Below are 18,329 nucleotides of genomic sequence, written 5' to 3'. Positions count from 1 at the left end.
TTTCTGTAAATGAGCATAAAGAAAATGAGGCTGTAATATAGCCAATGCAGTATTTAGCATTGCCTAAAAAGGATAAAGAAGATAAGGAGACTCCATGGACAGAAAAACCGAAGCCCTAAACTACCTGAAACAATACCCTAAGATGACAAAATGGATGAATACCTGCATTTGCTGTGGCACAATGGGTTATAACCCTGATATGCCAGAAAAGATTACTTCGAGAGATGGCAATGGAGAATATAACACTGTATTTTCAAGAAACATAAAGAAGTATTTTTTCCCACTTAGAGTAAATGACATGGGGATGTGTGACATTTGTCAGAAATATTGGAGAGAAAATCACTAAGTAACTTGATATGATGAAATTGAGGCTTGCATCAATAAGCTAAATAGAAAAGGAGGATAATCATGGAATTTATATGTTACCCAAAGTGTTCAACCTGCCAGAAGGCAAAGAAATGGCTGGACGAGAATAAGATCGAATACACGGAGCGCCACATTGTGGATGATAATCCTACATATGATGAGCTTAAGAAATGGTATGGTAGGAGTGGACTTCCGCTCAAGAGATTCTTCAATACGAGCGGCATGCTGTATAAGGAGATGAAACTGAAGGACAAGCTTCCGGACATGAGCGAGGATGAGCAGTTGCAGCTTCTTGCGACAAATGGCATGTTGGTGAAGAGACCGCTTGTCGTTGCTGAAGGTTTCATGCTGACTGGATTTAAAGAAAAAGAGTGGACAGAGAAGATGCTGTAGTAGGAACGTCCCCGTGGAGAAAAAATGAAAAAAATTGATGTAAACAACAGTTGGGAAATGCATCGCGTAGGCGATGACGATTGGATCATTGCGACAGTGCCGGGATCGGTGTATGGGGATCTGCTGCAGGCGGGCAAGATGGAAGATCCGTTCTGGAAGGACAATGAGATAGAAGCACTGAAGCTGATGGATTACGATTATGAGTACCGCACCAGCTTTTCGTGTGATGATGAGCTGCTGGGATCGGATGAGGTTATCCTTCGGTTTGAAGGGCTGGACACCATTGCGGATATCACGCTAAATGGTGTGAAGCTTGGACACGCCGACAATATGCACAGGACATGGGAGTATTCGGTAAAGGATACCCTGAAGCAGACGGATAATATATTAAGTGTATATTTTTATTCGCCGACAAAGTTCATCGCAGATGCATTTGCGAAGGCTCCAACACGGGGAACCGAGAATGCCATGAACGGATTTGTACATATCAGAAAAGCTCACTGCATGTTTGGCTGGGACTGGGGCGCACATCTTCCAGATGCAGGAATATGGCGGCCGGTCAGCTTGCTTGGAATTGATACCGCACGGATAGATTCTGTTGAAATCCTGCAGCATCATGATCAGGACTCAGTGGAACTTGATATAAAGCCGGAGATAGAATTTGCCCGGAAGTATATTGGTTCTGGATCAGAGACGGGACAGCTGAGTGCAAACGTTAGAGTAGTAGATCCGGTTGGAAACGAAATTATAAATAGAATATTAAATGAAGATATCACGAAGAATATACATATAGACAACCCACAGCTCTGGTGGCCTCGTGGGTATGGTGAGCAGAACCTTTACACTGTTTCCGTTGACCTTGTGAAAGATGATGGTACGGTGGTTGACAACTGGACGAGAAAGATCGGCCTGCGGACAATAACCATGGACCGCACAAAGGACAAATGGGGTGAGAGCTTTGCCACCTGCGTAAACGACGTAAATATATTTGCCATGGGTGCCGATTACATTCCGGAGGATCATCTTCTTGGACGTGTGACACCTGAGACCACAAGAGCTCTGCTTGAGAAGGCGGTATTTGCGAACTTCAATTCTATACGTGTGTGGGGCGGTGGATATTATCCTGACGATTGGTTCTATGATATGTGTGATGAGATGGGACTTGTGGTGTGGCAGGATTTCATGTTTGCGTGTGCTGTCTACGATCTCACACCAGAATTTGAGGCAAATATCACCGCGGAATTTATTGACAACTTAAAGAGGATCCGCCATCATGCGTCACTCGGGCTTATGTGTGGCAATAATGAGATGGAGCAGTTTGTTAAGGAGAGAAAATGGGTGAGCAAGGACAGCGAGGTGCGGGACTATATTATTATGTACGAGCGAATTCTCCCTAAGATCATGAAGCAGTATGCTCCACAGGTATTTTATTGGCCAGCGAGCCCGTCCTCAGGTGGTTCATTTGATGATCCGAGAGACGAGAACCGTGGTGATGTGCATTATTGGGCTGTGTGGCATGGTGATAAGCCATTTTCTGAGTACAGAAAGTTTTACTTCAGATATCTTTCCGAATTCGGTTTCCAGTCATTTCCTTCAAAGAAAACTGTTGAGACATTTACGGATGATGAACGTGATATGAACATCTTTTCATACATTATGGAGCGGCATCAGAGAAATGGCTCGGCAAATGGAAAGATAATGAATTATATGCAGCAGACATATAGATATCCATCTGATTTCGAGACGGTTATCTACGCATCGCAGCTTCTGCAGGCGGATGCCATCAGGTATGGCGTCGAGCATTTTCGAAGAAACAGAAATGATGACAGGTGCATGGGAGCGGTGTACTGGCAGTTCAACGACTGCTGGCCGGTTGCATCCTGGTCCAGTGTGGATTACTGCCAGCGCTTAAAAGCACTTCACTACTATGCAAGACGTTTCTTTGCACCGATCATGATCTCCTGTGAAGAGGAGGGCTTGCTTGGAAGCGGACAGGAGCTGGTGAGACTTCCATTTGAATTCCCGAAGTCCATACGCCTCTGCGTGGCAAATGAAACCATGAACACAGAGAAAATACTTGTGTCCTGGCAGTTGAGGGATGCGTCAGCTAGTGTTCTTGAATCTCACGAGGAGGAAATCACTGCGCCAGCGCTGACGAGCGTATGGCTTGACAAGGTTGAACTTCCTGGTATCGACATTTACCACCAGTATGTGAGCTATCAGGCAAGTATGAAAGGACAGGTAATATCAGAGGGGACTGTCATATTCTCATATCCGAAGTATTTCTGCTACGAGGAGCCTCATTTGCAGGCGACAGTGGATGGCGACTATATCACAGTCAGTGCGGATGCTTATGTGAAGAGTGTGGAGATCCTGAACCAGAATGAGGATCTTATCCTGTCGGATAACTATTTTGACCTGAATGCAGATTCAAAGACTGTAAAGGTTATAAGTGGAAGTGTGGATAAGCTGAGACTTAGAAGTGTATATGATATAAATTGACCTTGATAGGATAGAGTTACAGATAGTAAATGCCAGCGCTTAAAATGCGCTGGCATTCTCAATTTTCATAGTTTCGAAGATGAGAGATAAATTAGTATATCCCCGCAGGATACAGATCGCCATCCGGAAGAACAGGTGGCTCTTTTTCGGCATTCTCAGGTATAACTTCCTTGCGTTCACCAGGGGCAAGCTTGATCGTTCCGGCACTTGACTGTACATAGATCACGCTGTAGCCGATATTTTCTACATATAATGGCTTTTCGTCTGTATATTCGGAGTAGAACTCGATATTCTGATAATGCGGGAAATATCTCACGTCAACAAGCTCATTGCATTCCAGCCCTTTATTGTATGCACTTATCAGAAAGCTGTCCTGAAATGTTCCGACGTGCGGGTATGCCGAATATTCGCAGGGAGTGTTGTCTTCAGAATCTTCTGGCACATAATACAGTGAATGAAAGTAATACTCACAGAAATTGGCAAGTACAAGAAGAACTTTTCCCGGTTCTATAACAGGTCTGAGCAGCGTGTCCATTCCTTTATATTTCATCTTCAGGACTTCATAGTCTGGAATAACATCTGAGTACTCATTCTGATGTTCCCAGTCGCAGTACGCAAGAGGACAGTGATACACGCTGTTCATAGTTGTGACAACGAGCTCCTCGGCCTCGGTATCTACATGTATATCATTTACAACCGAAGTATGGATCCATGTGCCATCTGTGAGTCTTTGATGTCCGGTTACGACGCCGTGTCCCATCTGGTATCGTTCGCCATCTGATACAAATGACTCAATATACCAGTAGTGAAGCATGAGCTTTTCGTTATCATTTACCAAATTGTCAACATAGGAATCGATGATCTGCTGTCCTAGAAGCTCATAGCTGCTTCCCGGAAATGGTCTGGACATTCCCATCACTATCCTGCGTCCGTTATATGAAAATACCAGCTTGATCACCATGCCGTAGTCCTTTATGACGCCCTTTATATCATATTTATCTGAATATACATTTATCTCCTGCTCGAGCATTGAACTATCCATACCAGAGGCCACCTCACTTCTCTATATTTTATAGTATACTAATTATCTATCCTTTTGCCCGGATTGGTCAATCAACTGGTAGTTTAATAGAAATGAGATAATGTTCGAATTCCTAATTATTATCTCTGTGGTATGGTTATCAATCGAGATTTATATCTTTGTAGATATCGGATACATAGGTTTCTTTCATTGTATTAAATATTTGGTGCTTGATGTTTTCAAATATTACATCTGCGGATTCTTTAATTTGTTTATCGATGGTAGTTGCAGTATCAGGAAAATCGTAAAATTTCAGTAAATTGTCAGAAGGCTCTGCTACCAGTTCATAAACATCATAAATGGTGAGCTTGGACAGATCACAGTTTAAGTTCGTCCCACCTGGACCGGGCTTAGAAACGATCAAGTCCTTTTTCTTTAGGTCCAGCATGGTATATCTGATAATAGATGCATCAGCTCCTGTGTGAGCAGCGATAAAGTTGCTTGTTATTTTTTCATCTTTGTGTAAATAGCATATGATGAGGATCTGTAAAGCTAAGGTGTATTTTGTTGAAAATCTCATGTGTGTAAAACTCCTTTCGAAAAATTGTGAAAAAATACTTGAACTGGCCAAGAATTTGTCGCAAAATGACAACAGATTAAAAGTTTGTTGCGAGTACACAACAAACTGAGCATATTACAATAAGAGTGTTAAATCAAGAGTAAAAAAGAGAATTAAGGAAACATATGGACAAAGAGAAGTATATTATATCTTGGAATCTAGCAGGCTATACCTAGAATGCAACCAAAGAAAGCTTAGGGAGATCGCCTTAAGAGGGCTTGCAAGTGCATAAAAAAGAGGCGCCAGAGGCCTGGCTTTTCGGGCTTTCGGAAGTGATATCTGGAAAAGACAATAAATATCTGGACATACTAAGAGGCGAGTTCCAAGGTTATGTAATGGTATTGCCGAAGGCTTATAGAAATGATTTTAGATCAGCTATAAATGTGCTACTTATCAATGCGGAGGGCTATCACGAACATAATACTAGGATCCTTGATGGCTTAGAGGATTCTATCTTATATGAGTACGTAGATATAGATACTGATTACGGATATTTCCGAGTTGTGAATGCACATATACCACACACTTGCAATGAGAATAGACAGGAGTGGTATCAACAAAGCCGGAAAGACTTTAAGATGGTACAGCTCTTGTCATGGAGGGATTTTTAGACGAGGGAACTGATGAGTTCTTCGGATATTGTGAGTCAAAATACGTAATAATAAAGAAAAAGATACTACTAGTAAAAAAAGAATAAAAATATGAGTGTAGGGTATTGAACTCATAAACAGCTTATGGTATAGTGAAAATACGATATGAGTGCAGTAGCTACCACTCATATACAAATAATAGAAGAAAGGAGTGAAGTCTATGAGGATCCAGTTTTTTCCAGGACCAGAGCTTGAAGAGAAGTTAAAGGTCGAGGCTGCAAGTCAAGGAGTCAATGTGAGTATTATTGTCATTGATGTTCTTAACAAGTTTTATGGTTTGGTTGGCCCTAATTCCAAAACAGAAGCTCAGATCGAAAAAGATGTACTAAATGAGATTGCCGCATATGTTTCTGATTCGGCAAATGCTGGAACTGAATTTGATATCAACGCAGCATCTGCAACCTATACTCAAATCGATATGACATATGCAGGAAAGCCTAAAGTAGTAAAGGCAAGGATTGGTAAAAAATTTGCCAGAGAGATTGGGCTACCTGGAAGATTCCAAAAGGTAGAGCAGGTATTACTGCAGAATGGTAAGCCCAAAAGAACTAGTGGAAATCGAGCTGCTATCTATCGGATTCTTAGTTGAATAAGGCAACAGTCATCAGAGACACCGAGAAGTTTGTCGAAAGAAAATGTAAAAACAAACTATATCAAGAGCGGAGATATGATATAAAGGAGATAAGATGCAGAATAATAATATCACAATTACTTTTAAAGTAAACGAAAAGGAATACTGGAACTTCAAGCGGGTATGTAGAGCAGAGAGGAAAATCCCTGCGGTGTTGTTGAGGGGGTTCATAACGAAGTATAGCGAAGAGAATAAAGAGTATATTGACGAAAATGAGGCCCTTGACGAATTAGAATTGGAAGAGGAGGCTCTGGAGTTAGAGTATTATTATAATGAGGTGCTGGGAGGGTACGACGAAGAGGATAAAGGTGAGGTGTATGATAATAGCTACGATTTTTAACTTATAAGCTTTACCTGATTATAAAAGCGTTCCTGATCTTTTCTATGTCTGCGTTCTACCTTGCTATTGTGGCGAGGTGTACGCGGACGGATCAGTTTATGACTGTTCATCAATTATTTTGACCTGAATGCAGATTCAAAGACTGTAAAGGTTATAAGTGGAAGTGCGGATAAACTGAGACTTAGAAGTGTATATGATATAAGTTGATCTTGATAAGAGAGATTTATAAATGGTAAATGCCAGCGCATTATATATGTGCTGGCATTCACAAGAAAGGAGAAGCCATATGAGCTTTGCATTGTTTCTGGACATAGATGGTGTATTGAATACCCGGACGACAGTTGTGGGGGCGCCCAGTGGGAGAACAGGGATAGACGAGTCCAGAGTGAGGCTGCTGAAAAAGGCGTTAAAACAGTTTGGCAAGGCGGAGATCGTTCTGACTTCGGATTGGAAGCTTATGAGAGAAGACGGGGACGACTTCTCATATCTTGTATCTATGCTGGGCAAATTTGGACTAAGCCTGTCTGGAAAGACAACCGATGTCTGGGTTGGCAGAGGTGAGGGCATCCAGAGCTATCTGGCGGAACATCCTGGGATAGATGAATACGTGATACTGGATGACAACACATTTGATTTCTCCAATTATCCTAAGCTTTGGGAACGGCTGTTGCTTACCAATGGCATAGAGAATGCCGAATATGCTTCAAAGACACCGGCGATTGAGGCGATGCTTTTTCTGGAAGCAGTTAAGGATTGAAAAGCAACATAAGAAAAAACTTAGACCGTCCTGAAAGGGTATTCGTGCGAGACTCTGCGGATCACGCCTGTCAGTTGCTCCATAAGCCTTTTTTCTACATCTTCGAAATGAACCCTGCTCATGAGATAGGCATATGAGTGCAATGCAATGATAGAAAGTACTGCATCGTGTTGTTCGGATTCATTCAGATTATCAAAGTCTGGATAGGAAAAGGTGAGATTATTTCTTGCTTCTGTGAGAAAACATTTGTCCATAAATTCGTATATATCCTTGTATTTCTTAAATATTTCCTCTGATTTCAAAAAACGGATAAATGTATTTTCTGAGTAGTCCAGTGGAAAAGTGGAGGTGTAATATCTGCTGAAAAGCAGCTCCAGTCTGGATATAAAAGAGCTGGTGAAAGCTGTCGTGATCACATCCCTCAGTTTGTTGTAATAATTCAGCCATGTTACATATTGTTCTATCTCTGCATAGGAATCACCAGAAAAAAGCTCGTTTACCAGGATGGGAGCCATCTTGTTCTTCATGATAGTTATAACAGCATTCTCATCAAGCTTTAGTTCGTCGCAACAGGTCTTTACTGTAAAATTTCTTACCTCATCAAATCCGAGCAGGTAGTTGGGATCCACATTGTATAGATCACATAGATCCACAAATTCATCAAGTGAAGGGAGCCTTTCCATCTTTTTACTTTCAAAATTGGACAGGGTGGAACGATTGCTGAGGTTTATGGATTCACATACCTTCGCTTGCGTCATACCTATACCCTTTCTTGCTTTACTTAAACGATTCTTAAACTCAATAAAATTGTTGGTATGTGTGTCACTCAGACTGTGCTTTCCCATATAATTTTCTCCGTTGATTTTGCATATTATTGGCGTAATATCGATGCATTTAAATTAGCTTTTTATAGATTATATCACTAGTGACACAAATATGATACATTAATAATGAGAAAAATGATGAAAAGGTGTTAAAAAATGCGTACATACAAATACATAAAATTGCTGTAAGCTAGAATAAGCATTGAGTGATACATTTGAAAAGGAGGAATTTGATAATTTGATGATGAATAAATTAAAGGCGAAGAAGATGTGTGTGGATTATCTTAAACAGCACACACTGGAATTTCATGAGTGCTTAGATACAGATAATGGCAGTACGGGTATAGTAGTGGCACTGCCACATTGCTATGATTGTCCGGACAAAAGGCTAGAGGCGGAGCTGTCTTTTTATGATTCATGCATTGAGGCAAGGGTGTTCTATACTCAGAACGCAGCTTCCTGGGTGGAGGAATCAACTAATAAGGATGCCCTCTACAGACTTATGAACTTTATCAATGCCAGAGTCTGGCCTCAGAGCCACGATGGAGCAGATGGAACATTATATAGTGCAAATTGCCTGATATGTCCACGTATTTATGTTACTGAGGATGACAGCTATGATATAACTGCGACAACGATGATCGATTATAATATATGCGATATGGCGCCGCTGGAGGTTATGGATGCGGTTACGGTGTCAATGCCACAGATATTGAATGAGCTTAGTGCTCCTATATTTCTTTTGGTGCTGGGCAAGATAGACGTTGAGACCGCAATGCAGCTTGTCCGGGAGAAATTCGGTATGGAGTGATTGACAGATTTAATAGTTGATATACGAGTAAAGGGTTTTTTCTGTAGACTAAAGAGAGAAAAAGATGAAAGGAAGCGTTAGATGAGAAAAAATTTATATCTTTCTGAATTAGGCATTTCAAGAGCGATATATGCTGGGAATTTTGTTACTGAGAAAAAAAGATATAGAATGTATCAACGATATAAATATGGATTTGATTACCGAGATATTTTTAACATAGATGCATCTTTTGCTGAGTGGCTCTATTCACATATGCGCATGTACAGAGAGAATAGTATTCATGATGAAGAATTGCATACTGTTATATTTGAGGGAAATGAATTTTCTATCGGGGAAGCTATAGATTGGATCATACAAAAGACCGGTGAATATTTGCGGTATAAGTACTATTTGGATACACATTTTGACTATGTAACCAGACATCCGTTTAAAGGGAAAATGCTTTGCAGGTTAAATCCATCTATCAGAGAATATTTAGAGGATTATGATTGGTCTGAAGAAAAGGAGCATGAAGTCGAGGAAGATTACATTAAGGCTGGGAGACTTTTTCTAGAAATAATGGGATACTGCTGGCTGTAATTGGACACACAAGTAATAGAGGGAGGAACTTTTATATTGTACGTGCGAAAGGAGAATAAGAGAATGGGGAAAGATTTTATCGATGAATTTATACCGTCAAAAGATACAAGAGCTTACCTGCATAGCATTCATTATGAATTCACGGATTTGGAGAAGGCAACGATTGTTGCAAACCATATTATGATTTCATATGAAGAAAAAGTAAAATGGCTAAATAATTTTATGCACCAAATATCTGATGACGCGTTAAAAGATAGAATATCAAAGGCATTAGAGAATTTATCTTATAATGAATCTTTTTTTGACTTTGTATTTATTCCACATGACTTTCGACATGGGGATATTGTAAGATGCCTCTATGGTGACTGGAATACAACTGAGTTTTGTGAAAAAGTAGGAATAATTCTCAATTATTCTGATAAAGAATATGAGTTCTATAAAAATGTTAAAGGGGATTATTCAGATGTTCAGGTTTGTGTAGATATTAAGTTTGACGGAGCAGCTTATCAGGGAGAGTTTGAACACGAGCACATTAATCCAATATACATTGAGCGTATAACTTTAAATGAAAAAGATGAAAGAAGGGCATATCTCAATTATCTTACGAATTTATATAGCAAAAAGGATGCTATGGGTGAAAACGATAATAGTAAGCCTGAATATGCGGGTGGTTCTGATGATTTATTAGAGCAAAGATATCTTGGCAATTATATCCCGGTTCAAGATGAGGCTACTGGTAAATGGTGTGTGCAGATGGGATATGGTTTTGAAAGTGGAGATGTAAATTATATTGCAACGGAGTTCTCTGGAATGGGGTTAATATATCATTTGATGTATAATGGCGAGATGGATCACGTCCATGGATTCGATAGCGTGTTAGCTATGGTTTTGCAAGATCCGGAACATGTAGATATCGTGACGGAATATGATGAATATTCAGAACAGGAAATCAAAATGGTGAAAGAAATAAAGAGGGCAGTGGCATTTGTACAATCACATCACAGACCTATGACCAACGAAGAACTACGTAAAAATGGCAGAGACGAACTATACTGCTCCCAATCTACATAGAGAGCCTGGTATGATGATATGAAGGAAAAATTGCTGGAAGATTATTATAGTGGTAAGGGGACATATATATGCATTGTCGACATTATATTATTGGCGATATACATAATTCGATAAAAGAGTTTAATAGTATAATAGACCAGATAGCCCCCTCAAGACAGGATGAAATCGTCCTGCTTGGGGATGCTTTTGATAGAGGAGGCGACGCTCCTGATCCAGTTGGTGTTTACTTTAGAATTTGCAGGCTGGGTATGCAGGCTAGCTTGAGGTGGATTCGAGGAAACCACGACCAGTTTTTAGCAGAGTATATCTACTCATATCATGGGGCGTGTGAGAAAGAGAGGCGTAGTATACAACCATATATATATAATTCATTTGATATGATGAAGGATAGACTTACTCAGGTTGACCTATTGAATTTGGCTGATTTGATAATGGGGCTGCCCCTGCAGATAGAGATCAATATTGGATCAAAGAAATATCTTCTTGCGCATGCCATGACATTTGATCCAGCACTTGTAGAACAGGATGATACGTTGTATCTGGAAGGTCTTTATGACATGGAAGAGTATTGGCGCCAGGGCGTGAAAGGGTATGTATCACTTGTAGGCCATACAGATTCAAGCTATCAGTATAACAATTCACATGGTAGATATCTTGATGGACAACATTCAATTTGGACGAATGATTTGGAAAATGTGTACATGCTGGATTGCGGATGTGGCTTGCCAAATGGGAGGCTGGCCTGCATATGTTTGGAAACAGGTGAGAGATTCTATGCATGAATTGGGCAGTCAAGAGGTTAATAATAAATGAGGAAATACATATGGGAAAAAAGATAAATATTGAAGCGAGTGATGAACCTTGTATGTTCCAGTTCTTTAAAAAGTATATACACCAGACAGACAAGAACGAATTTTATTGTGATAACAGGGTTGTTGATATCAGTAACCCTAATCCGGGAGTAGTTGTTGATTTTAAAAATATTGATCACACTTATGAAGTATTTGCAGTACTTGGAAATTATTGGGGAGGATGGAACTCTACGCCGACAGCAGCAGAGATGTATAATAGAGCTAAGGAATGGGAAGAGCGATTTGGCACGGAGATAGTTGGATTATCATATAACAGCGTTGATTTTGTATTGAACCGAAAGCTATCTGATATAGAAATAGAGGATTTGATCAAAGAATGTGAGGATCTTCATGCAGATGTGGCTTGTAGCGGCGGATATGAAGAAATGCGAAAAATAATAAGAGAAAAAGGCGAGCTTCATATATGGTGGGATTAATATTATAAATATTGGGGGGACGATTTAAGTGGCTACATATGTTATTTCAGATATTCACGGAATGTATAACAAATTCATTGAGCTTTTGAACAAGATTAAATTGAAAGAGACGGATACCCTTTACATTCTGGGCGATGTTCTGGACAGGGGACCAGATCCGATCAAAACATTGCTCAAGATAATGAGCATGTCAAATGTGATCTGCATGCTTGGCAATCATGAGGACATGGCACTTGATTGCCTGAAGTTTTTGACTACTGAGATAACGGAACAGTCGTTGTCTGAGGTGTCTGAAGAGATGCTGGAGAACCTGGTAACATGGCAGTACAATGGCAGCAAGACGACCATAGACGGGTTTCGGGCACTGGACAGAGCGAAGCAGCAAGAGGTCATTGACTTCATAGAGGATATGCCAGAGATAGAGGAGATATCGGTAGCTGGACAGAAATATCTACTTGTGCACGGCGGGCTAGGGGATTTTTATCCTGGTAAACCGATCGAGAGTTACACGATTGAGGAACTTATCTGGGCAAGCGCGGAGTATGATATTCAGTATTTTGACGACACTTATGTAGTGACAGGCCATACCCCGACACAAGGCATACCGGGTAATCCCAGACCTGGATACATATACAGACAGAATAATCATATCGCCATCGACTGCGGTGCGGTGAGAAGAAGCGGGCGGCTTGCGGCGATAAGGCTTGATGACGGCAAAGAATTTTACACAGGAGACTGATGTTCAAGAGAACAGGGAGGAGTGCTTATGAGGATATATTGTATGAGTGATATTCATGGCTGCATAGCTGAATTCGTGGATGCTTTAGCTTTGGTGTGGGATCACCTGGATGAGCCTGATACTATGCTTTGCCTGCTTGGGGACTATATTCATGGAGGTGCAGATGGTTATGCAGTCCTGGATAAGATAATGAATCTGCAGAAGAAATATGGTCCTGATAAGGTAGTTGCTCTTATGGGTAACCATGAGGAATTTGTTCTTCTGGGAGACTCGAGTATAAACCGGCTGATCGGAGTCTTTGATGACGATGCAGATGACGTCCGGGAATGTGATGATGACAGATATATAAGATGGATCGAGAATCTTCCGAGGTATTTTACAGAGGGCAACACGATATTTGTCCATGCTGGCATTGATGAGGAAGCCGGTGACATGTGGGAATGGATGACCAGCGAGGACACTTATGTCAACAAGTATCCGGCGGAGACCGGGAAGATAGAAGGACTTGATATGAAGGTTGTAGCCGGTCACGTTGGCACAGCAGAGATCTCCGGGGATCCAAGATTTCACGATGTTTATTACGACGGTGAATCGCACTATTACATTGATGGAACGGTGCTGGACAGCGGCATTATTCCGGTCCTTCTAGTTGATACTGATGAGGACAAATATTACAAAGTCACAGAGTCTGGTGAATGGCTTGTACAACCATTTACTACTTAGTCCTTTCCCTTAAAATACAAAGGCGCACAGTTCCGTTGGGAGCTTGTGCGCCTTTGTACATTCATTTGCTGAGAACAATATAGCACGGCGGGAGTGAAAATCGAATCTAAGATATTGCAGTAAAGGTGGATATGTGCTACAATATCCGAAAAGTCGGAAGTGAAACGGGGGTACATTGTGAAGGTATATGAGAAGATATTTGCAAGGCTTGACGAACTGAATATGAGCCAATCAGAGCTTTCGAGAAGAACGGGGATTTCCACCAGCACGATAAATGACTGGAAAAAGAAGAAGATCAATCCACAGGCGGATAAGCTGGTTGCTATCTGTAGGGCATTTGATATGTCGCTGGCAGAGCTGCTTGGCGATGATGAGACGGAGAACAGCAGTGTTGATTATAGTGCCGAGGAGAGATATCTGATCGAGTGTTATCGCAGGTCGGATGACCAGGTGAGAAAACATATGCTTAGATATATGGAGCTCATTGACAATGTTGAGCCAAATGAGATGAAGACACCACAGAGGAATGTTGCCGTTATACAGGATGTGGATGGGAATAATATTGTAGTTATCAATGATATTATTTTTAAAGGAAAACGATCCATAACATGGTCTGATGTTGAGAAATATCTGCGCCGGTATGTGGGAGAGTTTTATTCTATAGCAGAGACTGGAGATATAGTTTATATTGGTACGGATCTGCCAGATGAGTATACAGGATCTAATTACACAAAACATATTAAAGGGACAGTGGCAAAAGCAAAGGCAAATGCGGCTCAGGCAATTCCGGAGATCATTGAAATAGCAACATCCAAAACAGTGGAAGAAAATAAAAAAGAGAAACATAGCCGTAATGCTAAAAATGGATGGTATAGATATGATACCAGATTTGCGTTACCGGTTTACGATGAAAGTGGTGAGGTTGAGCGATACAATGTGTTTAGTGCAAGATTATTGATCAGACATGCCGCTTCTGGGAAAATGTATCTGTACGATGTTTTAGAAATAAAAAAAGAAACGAGCAAGCCTTGTCAGGTGTAAAACCCTACCCAGTAGAAAACCCATTTCTTAATAAGTAAAGAATAAATCATGCTAAAGAAAAAGTCAACAGACATTTGAGGCGGAGGTTTCGGATTTGTAAATATTATTTATTTTAGCTTGAAGAGGCTGGAAAGGATATAGATTGAATTTACAGGAGACATTAAAACACTATTTTGGATATGACAGTCTGAGATCAGGACAGCAGGAGCTTATAGATGGAATACTTGCAGGAAGGGATGTGCTTGGAATTATGCCAACCGGAGCAGGTAAGTCGCTGTGTTATCAGCTCCCTGCACTCATGATGGGTGCTTCCGGTAAGGGCATAACGATAGTTATCTCACCGCTAATATCACTTATGGTGGATCAGGTTAAGGCACTGAACCAGGCGGGAGTTCACGCTGCGTATATCAATAGTACATTGACAGAAGGACAGATCAGAAAAGCTTTGGAATATGCCGGACAGGGCAGATATACACTCATGTATGTTACCCCGGAGAGACTTGGCACTGCGCAGTTTCTGGATTTTGCCGGCAAGGCAAGTCTTGCAATGGTGACAGTTGATGAGGCTCATTGCATATCCCAGTGGGGACAGGATTTCAGACCAAGCTATCTGGAAATAGCGGATTTTATAGATAAGCTGCCAGTGCGCCCTGTTGTGAGTGCGTTTACCGCTACAGCAACAGATATAGTAAGGCGGGATATCGTCCAGAATCTTAGACTTGAATCTCCTGTCACGATTGTCACAGGATTTGACAGACCGAATCTGTTCTTCAAGGTTGTGAACAGGAAAGGCGGACGTGAGACGGACAACAGTGTATTGAACTATGTCAAGAGACATGAGGGAGAGAGCGGGATCATATATTGTGCTACCAAGAAGAATGTGGAGAAGGTACACGAATTGTTGGTGGCACATGGAATATCTGCCGGTCGGTATCATGCCGGATTATCGATGGAGGAGCGCAAGAGGAGTCAGGAGGATTTTACATATGACAGGCTCAGTGTGATGGTGGCGACAAATGCATTTGGCATGGGTATTGATAAGTCAAATGTGAGGTATGTGCTTCATTATAATATGCCGCAGAGCCTTGAGTATTACTATCAGGAGGCTGGAAGAGCCGGACGTGATGGTGAGGAAGCGGAGTGCGTACTGTTCTTCTCAAAGCAGGATATCATGATAAACAAGCGTTTGCTGGAACATAAGGTCAGTTCTGCAAATGCAGGCATAGACGATGATGAACTGCGGGCAAATGACCAGCGGAAGCTGAATCAAATGATACGTTATTGTGAAACGGATCAGTGCCTGAGACAGTATATACTGAGGTATTTTGGAGATGAAAGCCCTTGCACATGTGACAAATGCAGTAATTGTGTTGTGACGGAGGAAGAGACTGAGCAGTCATACATAACAGACAAACGTGCTGTGAAAAAGATGGCGGTGATGGCTGATCTGACAGATGAGGGAATGGAACTGTTTGAACTTCTCCGGGCTGGACGCCTGGAGCTTGCAAGGAAGCAGAATGTGCCGCCATTTATCATTTGTTCGGATAAGACTCTCAAGGATATGTGCATTAAGTTGCCGAGAAACAGTGAGGATATGAAGAACGTATATGGTATGGGAGTGCAGAAGACGGAGAGTTATGGAGAGACATTTGCAGAGATTATAGACGAATTCTGCCTTGCACATACGGAATATGTGGAGAGCATGAAAGCGGAAGCTTTGGATTCTGACAATCTTGGTGACTTAGGGACACAAGGTGTGGAATCGGAAAAGCAGCGCAGAAAAGAGAAAACAGTCAGGAAGAAAGAGTTCTATATTGATCCGAACATGCTTGATGATGTGGAGATCGTCGATGAATGTATTGTTTCTGAGCTGGCGAATCGTATAAATGAACTGAATCAGAAACAGGGAATCACAGGCATGAAAAAGCTGACAGCGGCATTTATCAATGGTCTGCTACAGCAAAATGGCTACATTGAAGAACTGGACATGGATGATGGCAGCAAGACGAAGCGGGTTACCTCAAAAGGGGCGGAGATTGGAATCCGTGAGGAAGAGCGGAAAGCGAAGTTTGGCAGAAGATACTATGCAATCACACATAGCAGGGAGAGCCAGAAGGTGATAATAACTCTGCTTAAGGAGTATTTTTCACAGGATACGGTGAGGGAATAGTGGAGTGAGAAAAATATTATTCATCTTAAAGGGATCGAAATCGATACGTTTAAAAAGAAAGTGATAGATTACTTTATGATTAACAATAGATTGACAATAATGAGGTATGAAGATAATGGTATTTGAAACTATATACAGTTTGTATGAAAAAGAAGTAGTAAACGAGATTAAGAAATTAAAAACGGATGAAGAAATAAAATTTATTGAAAGAAAAGGAATTATACGAGATATTGTGTTGAAAAGGTTGGCAAAAGCATTAAGTGTGGCTGTATACAGAAATGGAAAGATAGAGGATGTACATGCGGGGGAATGCGAAGGGGAAGACTATTTTAGAGGTATACCGGATAGTTGTATGAAAGCAATTAATATTGATGTTTGTAATAAAATATATACGATGTTAAAACTATTGCTTAGTACAGATGAGGATGATTTTAAGATAGCTAATGCAGTTCTAAGATTCTCAGAGATGTGTGCGTCAGATTGGAATGAACCAGAACTGGATGATAGTATATACAATAAAGAACTGCTTGATTTGTTGTAATCATTTTTAGAAAGAGGATCAGACATATGAAGATAATAAATGCAACACCAAAAGACAAAGAAGAACTGCTCTCGCTCTATCACGCCATGATAGGCGGACCGTGTGAGTGGAGCGAGAATTATCCTGACGAGAATACCATAGCATTTGACCTGAAGAATGAGGATCTGTTTGTTATGAAGAATGACAAAGAAGAGATTGTGGCCACAATATCCATAGATCACGACGATGCTGTTGAGGCACTTACGTGCTGGAGAGCAGATCTGGCTCCATCGGGAGAACTTTCAAGGCTGTGCGTCAGGAAGGATATGCAGGGACAGGGAATTGCGAAGACTATGATGAACTATGCCTGTGATGTCCTGAAAAGCAGAGGCATGAAGGGCGTTCATATGCTTGTCAGAGAAGGACATGTGGTGGCGCTTTCGACATACGCCAAGATTGGCTTTGAAACGGTTGGAGAGTGTGATCTTTTTGATAAGCATTTCGTATGTATGGAACGGGGATTCTAAAGATGTAGATATTGCAAGTTATAGGATGCAGCTGCAGCTATATTGTAATATAATGGGGGTGTATTGTTTGATGAGTTATAGAGATGAGACATTTCTATTATATAAGAATGACGAGTGGAGGTGCACAGAATGATAATTACAATAGGCAGAGAGTGTGGATGTGACGGCGATGAGGTGGCAGCAAGACTTGCCTCAAAATATGGTATAGCCTGTTACACAAAGAAAGAGATAATAAGGCTGGCAAAGGAGAAGGGTGTGTATGACAAATATCCGTTTTTCTTTGGAGAGAAGGCTATAGATTCTATGATGCAGTCGGTGTCAGATGACTTTGTCGTGAAGAGAAGAAAGACCCCGGAGGATGTACTTGAGAGATTGCTTGACGGACAGGATGGCGTTGTAGTGGGAAGAGCCTCGGACTTTGCATTCAAGAACAGGAACGATGCAGTGAGAATATTCCTGTGCGGAGATAAAGACAGCAGAATAAAGAGGATAATGGACAAGCATGGCATATCAGAATCAAAGGCAAAGAGTCTTGTGGAGGAGACTGATGCCAAGCGAAGAAGCTATCATGACTATTACTCAGGAGAGAACTGGGGATATTCAGGACATTATGACCTGTGCCTTGATGAGGCGAAGCTCGGCGTGGACGGCGTCGTGGAGATGGTTTCAGCGTATATGAAGGTGATAGGCAGAAATTAGAATTGAGCTTGGCGGAAGATATATGGTATGAGCTGGATTGACAGGCTTTAGGCATTAC

The 18,329-nt window shown here is 41.2% G+C and carries 22 protein-coding genes and 1 pseudogene; 19 read left to right on the top strand and 4 right to left on the bottom strand.

What is annotated here, in order from left to right; all coding sequences use genetic code 11:
* The first annotated feature begins 94 nt into the window (after positions 1–94).
* The 3 genes from DWW60_RS12155 (at position 95) to DWW60_RS12145 (ending at position 3,261) form a co-directional block, all read left to right on the top strand.
* Positions 95–346, top strand: a complete 252-nt coding sequence (locus DWW60_RS12155) for a hypothetical protein (protein ID WP_015534670.1) — start codon at positions 95–97, stop codon at positions 344–346.
* Positions 347–408: 62 nt separating this feature from the next.
* Positions 409–759 carry an arsenate reductase family protein gene (locus DWW60_RS12150; protein ID WP_015534671.1) on the top strand — a complete coding sequence of 117 codons (351 nt, stop codon included), beginning with the start codon at positions 409–411 and terminating at the stop codon, positions 757–759.
* Positions 760–783: 24 nt separating this feature from the next.
* Positions 784–3,261: a beta-mannosidase gene (locus tag DWW60_RS12145; RefSeq protein WP_117875474.1), complete on the top strand. Its 2,478-nt coding sequence runs from the start codon at positions 784–786 to the stop codon at positions 3,259–3,261.
* Between the two features lie 91 nt (positions 3,262–3,352).
* Here the strand turns inward: DWW60_RS12145 and DWW60_RS12140 are convergent, their stop codons facing one another.
* Together DWW60_RS12140 and DWW60_RS12135 are read right to left on the bottom strand one after the other, a co-directional pair.
* The gene (locus tag DWW60_RS12140; protein WP_117875473.1) at positions 3,353–4,303 is read right to left on the bottom strand and encodes a hypothetical protein; all 951 of its coding nucleotides are present in this window, start codon (positions 4,301–4,303) and stop codon (positions 3,353–3,355) included.
* A 139-nt stretch (positions 4,304–4,442) separates the two neighbouring features.
* A complete protein-coding gene (locus tag DWW60_RS12135) occupies positions 4,443–4,862 on the bottom strand; it encodes an Rrf2 family transcriptional regulator (RefSeq protein WP_117875472.1) in 420 nt (139 codons plus the stop codon).
* Positions 4,863–5,125: 263 nt separating this feature from the next.
* Here DWW60_RS12135 and DWW60_RS12130 point away from each other — a divergent pair, with 263 nt between their 5' ends.
* From DWW60_RS12130 to DWW60_RS12120, 3 genes are all read left to right on the top strand, one after another.
* Entirely contained in the window at positions 5,126–5,512 is a 387-nt protein-coding gene (locus tag DWW60_RS12130) for a hypothetical protein (RefSeq protein ID WP_022216838.1), read from the top strand.
* Between the two features lie 199 nt (positions 5,513–5,711).
* Positions 5,712–6,140, top strand: a complete 429-nt coding sequence (locus DWW60_RS12125; RefSeq protein WP_022216837.1) for a hypothetical protein — start codon at positions 5,712–5,714, stop codon at positions 6,138–6,140.
* Positions 6,141–6,237: 97 nt separating this feature from the next.
* A complete protein-coding gene (locus tag DWW60_RS12120; RefSeq protein ID WP_022216836.1) occupies positions 6,238–6,522 on the top strand; it encodes a hypothetical protein in 285 nt (94 codons plus the stop codon).
* Here the strand turns inward: DWW60_RS12120 and DWW60_RS12115 are convergent.
* Positions 6,522–6,623, bottom strand: a pseudogene (locus DWW60_RS12115) (IS481 family transposase); the annotation flags it as partial. The gene DWW60_RS12120 and the pseudogene DWW60_RS12115 sit on opposite strands and share 1 nt — an antisense overlap.
* A gap of 185 nt (positions 6,624–6,808) precedes the next feature.
* Between DWW60_RS12115 and DWW60_RS12110 the strand changes: the two are divergent.
* Complete coding sequence (locus DWW60_RS12110; RefSeq protein ID WP_022216835.1) at positions 6,809–7,279, top strand: HAD domain-containing protein; 471 nt, start codon at positions 6,809–6,811, stop codon at positions 7,277–7,279.
* 20 nt (positions 7,280–7,299) lie between these two features.
* On the opposite strand, the gene DWW60_RS12105 is transcribed toward DWW60_RS12110, so the two are convergent.
* Positions 7,300–8,124, bottom strand: coding sequence for a helix-turn-helix domain-containing protein (locus DWW60_RS12105; RefSeq protein WP_004851876.1), 825 nt, complete (start codon positions 8,122–8,124; stop codon positions 7,300–7,302).
* A gap of 220 nt (positions 8,125–8,344) precedes the next feature.
* On the opposite strand from DWW60_RS12105, the gene DWW60_RS12100 reads away from it, so the two are divergent.
* The 12 genes from DWW60_RS12100 to DWW60_RS12045 all read left to right on the top strand — a co-directional run bounded on the left by DWW60_RS12100 (position 8,345) and on the right by DWW60_RS12045 (position 18,271).
* The gene (locus DWW60_RS12100; protein WP_055224472.1) at positions 8,345–8,914 is read left to right on the top strand and encodes a hypothetical protein; all 570 of its coding nucleotides are present in this window, start codon (positions 8,345–8,347) and stop codon (positions 8,912–8,914) included.
* Between the two features lie 81 nt (positions 8,915–8,995).
* Complete coding sequence (locus DWW60_RS12095) at positions 8,996–9,493, top strand: hypothetical protein (protein WP_022216833.1); 498 nt, start codon at positions 8,996–8,998, stop codon at positions 9,491–9,493.
* Positions 9,494–9,556: 63 nt separating this feature from the next.
* On the top strand, positions 9,557–10,564 hold the full coding sequence (locus tag DWW60_RS12090) for a hypothetical protein (RefSeq protein WP_242849676.1): 1,008 nt from the start codon (positions 9,557–9,559) through the stop codon (positions 10,562–10,564).
* A gap of 68 nt (positions 10,565–10,632) precedes the next feature.
* Entirely contained in the window at positions 10,633–11,346 is a 714-nt protein-coding gene (locus DWW60_RS12085; RefSeq protein ID WP_022216831.1) for a metallophosphoesterase, read from the top strand.
* A gap of 41 nt (positions 11,347–11,387) precedes the next feature.
* Positions 11,388–11,852: a DUF4253 domain-containing protein gene (locus DWW60_RS12080; protein ID WP_022216830.1), complete on the top strand. Its 465-nt coding sequence runs from the start codon at positions 11,388–11,390 to the stop codon at positions 11,850–11,852.
* Between the two features lie 28 nt (positions 11,853–11,880).
* Positions 11,881–12,591, top strand: a complete 711-nt coding sequence (locus DWW60_RS12075; protein ID WP_022216829.1) for a metallophosphoesterase family protein — start codon at positions 11,881–11,883, stop codon at positions 12,589–12,591.
* A 27-nt stretch (positions 12,592–12,618) separates the two neighbouring features.
* Complete coding sequence (locus tag DWW60_RS12070; protein WP_022216828.1) at positions 12,619–13,314, top strand: metallophosphoesterase; 696 nt, start codon at positions 12,619–12,621, stop codon at positions 13,312–13,314.
* A 177-nt stretch (positions 13,315–13,491) separates the two neighbouring features.
* Entirely contained in the window at positions 13,492–14,355 is an 864-nt protein-coding gene (locus tag DWW60_RS12065) for a helix-turn-helix domain-containing protein (protein ID WP_022216827.1), read from the top strand.
* Between the two features lie 142 nt (positions 14,356–14,497).
* Positions 14,498–16,525, top strand: coding sequence for a RecQ family ATP-dependent DNA helicase (locus DWW60_RS12060; protein WP_117875471.1), 2,028 nt, complete (start codon positions 14,498–14,500; stop codon positions 16,523–16,525).
* 106 nt (positions 16,526–16,631) lie between these two features.
* Complete coding sequence (locus tag DWW60_RS12055; protein ID WP_133300880.1) at positions 16,632–17,066, top strand: hypothetical protein; 435 nt, start codon at positions 16,632–16,634, stop codon at positions 17,064–17,066.
* Between the two features lie 26 nt (positions 17,067–17,092).
* Positions 17,093–17,572: a GNAT family N-acetyltransferase gene (locus tag DWW60_RS12050; RefSeq protein WP_117875470.1), complete on the top strand. Its 480-nt coding sequence runs from the start codon at positions 17,093–17,095 to the stop codon at positions 17,570–17,572.
* 129 nt (positions 17,573–17,701) lie between these two features.
* Positions 17,702–18,271 (top strand): cytidylate kinase-like family protein, encoded by a 570-nt coding sequence (locus DWW60_RS12045; protein ID WP_055145241.1) that lies wholly within the window; start codon positions 17,702–17,704, stop codon positions 18,269–18,271.
* Positions 18,272–18,329 lie beyond the last annotated feature (58 nt).

The sequence above is a fragment of the Coprococcus sp. AF16-22 genome (genome assembly GCF_003461545.1).
In the GTDB taxonomy this organism is placed as follows: Bacteria; Bacillota; Clostridia; order Lachnospirales; family Lachnospiraceae; genus Coprococcus; species Coprococcus aceti.
The sequence above is the reverse complement of the archived record's forward strand: the minus strand, read 5'-3'. Positions and strand labels throughout refer to the sequence as shown.

Coding starts and splice junctions, on each gene's coding strand:
- DWW60_RS12155 (WP_015534670.1), top strand. CDS start 95: ATGGACAGAAAAACCGAAGCCCTAAACTACCTGAAACAATACCCTAAG.
- DWW60_RS12150 (WP_015534671.1), top strand. CDS start 409: ATGGAATTTATATGTTACCCAAAGTGTTCAACCTGCCAGAAGGCAAAG.
- DWW60_RS12145 (WP_117875474.1), top strand. CDS start 784: ATGAAAAAAATTGATGTAAACAACAGTTGGGAAATGCATCGCGTAGGC.
- DWW60_RS12140 (WP_117875473.1), bottom strand. CDS start 4,303: ATGGATAGTTCAATGCTCGAGCAGGAGATAAATGTATATTCAGATAAA.
- DWW60_RS12135 (WP_117875472.1), bottom strand. CDS start 4,862: ATGAGATTTTCAACAAAATACACCTTAGCTTTACAGATCCTCATCATA.
- DWW60_RS12125 (WP_022216837.1), top strand. CDS start 5,712: ATGAGGATCCAGTTTTTTCCAGGACCAGAGCTTGAAGAGAAGTTAAAG.
- DWW60_RS12120 (WP_022216836.1), top strand. CDS start 6,238: ATGCAGAATAATAATATCACAATTACTTTTAAAGTAAACGAAAAGGAA.
- DWW60_RS12110 (WP_022216835.1), top strand. CDS start 6,809: ATGAGCTTTGCATTGTTTCTGGACATAGATGGTGTATTGAATACCCGG.
- DWW60_RS12105 (WP_004851876.1), bottom strand. CDS start 8,124: ATGGGAAAGCACAGTCTGAGTGACACACATACCAACAATTTTATTGAG.
- DWW60_RS12100 (WP_055224472.1), top strand. CDS start 8,345: ATGATGAATAAATTAAAGGCGAAGAAGATGTGTGTGGATTATCTTAAA.
- DWW60_RS12095 (WP_022216833.1), top strand. CDS start 8,996: ATGAGAAAAAATTTATATCTTTCTGAATTAGGCATTTCAAGAGCGATA.
- DWW60_RS12090 (WP_242849676.1), top strand. CDS start 9,557: ATGGGGAAAGATTTTATCGATGAATTTATACCGTCAAAAGATACAAGA.
- DWW60_RS12085 (WP_022216831.1), top strand. CDS start 10,633: ATGCATTGTCGACATTATATTATTGGCGATATACATAATTCGATAAAA.
- DWW60_RS12080 (WP_022216830.1), top strand. CDS start 11,388: ATGGGAAAAAAGATAAATATTGAAGCGAGTGATGAACCTTGTATGTTC.
- DWW60_RS12070 (WP_022216828.1), top strand. CDS start 12,619: ATGAGGATATATTGTATGAGTGATATTCATGGCTGCATAGCTGAATTC.
- DWW60_RS12055 (WP_133300880.1), top strand. CDS start 16,632: ATGAAGATAATGGTATTTGAAACTATATACAGTTTGTATGAAAAAGAA.
- DWW60_RS12050 (WP_117875470.1), top strand. CDS start 17,093: ATGAAGATAATAAATGCAACACCAAAAGACAAAGAAGAACTGCTCTCG.
- DWW60_RS12045 (WP_055145241.1), top strand. CDS start 17,702: ATGATAATTACAATAGGCAGAGAGTGTGGATGTGACGGCGATGAGGTG.